General features: G+C 69.0%; 1 protein-coding gene and 1 pseudogene. Both read left to right on the top strand.

Annotated features, from left to right (window positions below; genetic code table 11):
* Positions 1–609: pseudogene (locus K9U41_RS22675) on the top strand (hypothetical protein); the annotation flags it as partial.
* An 80-nt stretch (positions 610–689) separates the two neighbouring features.
* Positions 690–2,039, top strand: coding sequence for a Tol-Pal system beta propeller repeat protein TolB (gene tolB, locus K9U41_RS22670; RefSeq protein WP_282643099.1), 1,350 nt, complete (start codon positions 690–692; stop codon positions 2,037–2,039).
* The last annotated feature ends 87 nt before the right edge of the window (positions 2,040–2,126 follow it).

Genomic DNA, 2,126 nt, shown 5'->3' with positions numbered 1-2,126 from the left:
GTGGAGCCCGCCCCGCCCAAGGAACAGGCGGAACTGGCGCCCAAGCCCGAGCAGAAGAAGCAGGAGCAGCCCAAGGACGAGGCCAAGACCGAGGCCGCCGCCGCGCCCTTGCCCCCGCGCAAGCCGGCACCGCCGAAGGAACAGCCCAAGCCCGTGGAAGCCAACGCCACGCCGAGCGAGTTCAACACCGACCAGATCAAGCAACTGCTGGACAAGCGCGCGCCCTCCCGCCAGGTGGCGAGCGCGGAGCAGGTGTCCACCACCTCTTCGCTCGGCTCGCCGCGCGGTGAGGGCCAGCAGCTGACCGCCAGCGAGATCGACGCCTTCCGGCGCCGGGTGATGGAGTGCTGGTCCACCGACGGCGGCAATCTCGACCGCAACATCCGGGTGGACGTGAACATCTACCTCAACAAGGACGGCACGGTTGCCGGCGCGCCCCAGATCGAGCCGGGCCAGGCGGGCTCCGGGCAGCCGGCGTTCCAGGCCTATGCCATGAACGGCATTCGGGCGATCATGGCCTGCCAGCCCTACAAGATGTTCCGGCCGGAAACCTACGCCAACTGGAAGACGCTTCCGATCACGCTCAACGACAAGCTGTTCAGCCGCTGATGCCGCGTCCGGACGGAGCACACAGGCTCCCGATCGAGATGGCGGCGCACGGCGCAGCGCATGGAAAACGAGGAACATAAATGAACGGGTTCGGACGGCCGGCCATGCTCGGGATGGGACGCCGGGCATTCATCAAGACCGGCCTCGCCGCGGGCCTCGCCGGCCTCGGCTCCGGACTGGGCGCGGGCGCGGCGGGTGCCGCGCAGCCGCGCATCGACCTCACCCCCGGCGCCTTCAAGCCCATCCCCATCGCCATCACCGACCTGCTCGGCGAGCCGGAGATCGGCCGCAACATTTCCGGCGTCATCACCGCGGACCTGCGGCGCTCCGGCCTGTTCGCGCCCATCGACCCCAAGGCGTTCGTGGAGCAGATCACCAATCCCGATACGCCGCGCTTCCAGGACTGGCGCGTCATCAATGCCCAGGCGCTGCTCACCGGCCGCGTCACCCGGCAGGCGGACGGGCGCTTCCAGGTGGTGTTCCGCCTGTGGGACGTGTTCGCCGGCCAGCAGCTCGCCGCCCAGCAGTTCGTGGCCCAGCCCGACAACTGGCGCCGCATCGCCCACATCATCGCCGACGCCATCTATGAGAAGATGACCGGCGAAAAGGGCTATTTCGACACCCGCATCGTGTTCGTGGACGAGAGCGGGGCGAAGGAGCGGCGGGTGAAGCGCCTCGCCATTATGGACCAGGACGGCGCCAACGTGAGCTATCTCTCGCGCGGCGACGGCCTCGTGCTCACCCCGCGCTTCTCGCCCACCAGCCAGGAAATCACCTACATGTCCTACGGGGCGGGTGACCCCAAGGTGTTCCTGCTGAACATCGAGACCGGCCAGCGCGAGATCGTCGGCAACTTCCCGGGCATGAGCTTCTCGCCGCGCTTCGCCCCCGACGGGCAGCGGGTGATCATGAGCCTGCAGCAGGGCGGAAATTCCAACATCTTCGTCATGGACCTGCGCTCGCGCGCCACCACCCGCCTCACCGACACCGCCGCCATCGACACCGCGCCCTGCTATTCGCCGGATGGCCGGCAGATCTGCTTCGAGAGCGACCGCGGCGGCACCTCGCAGATCTATGTGATGAACGCCGACGGCTCCGGCGCGCGGCGCATTTCCTTCGGCAATGCGCGCTACTCGACCCCGGTGTGGTCGCCCAAGGGCGACTGGATCGCCTTCACCCGCCAGGGCGACGGGCGCTTCGCCATCGGCGTCATGCGCACCGACGGCTCGGGCGAGCGCGTGCTCACCGAGGGCTACCACAACGAGGGACCGACGTTTGCGCCCAACGGCCGCGTCCTCATGTTCTTCCGCGATCCGGGCGGCGCCTCCGGGCCCTCGCTCTATTCGGTGGACGTGACCGGCTACAACGAGCAGCGCGTGCCCACCCCGAGCTACGCCTCCGACCCCGCCTGGTCGCCCCTGCGCTCCTGAGGACGGCCTGCGCCCTTCTGCTGCCTCTCCCGCCTCGGGGAGTGGAGGGCATTGGGGACGAACGCCCGGCAGTGGCGAGTGCGGAAC

This window comes from Xanthobacter autotrophicus, assembly GCF_029991245.1.
Taxonomy (GTDB): Bacteria; Pseudomonadota; Alphaproteobacteria; order Rhizobiales; family Xanthobacteraceae; genus Xanthobacter; species Xanthobacter autotrophicus_C.
Note: the sequence above shows the minus strand (reverse complement) of the source record. Positions and strands in the feature narration are given on the sequence as shown.

Bases quoted from the DNA above. Each gene is read 5' to 3' on its own strand.
- tolB (WP_282643099.1), top strand. From the start codon at position 690: ATGAACGGGTTCGGACGGCCGGCCATGCTCGGGATGGGACGCCGGGCA.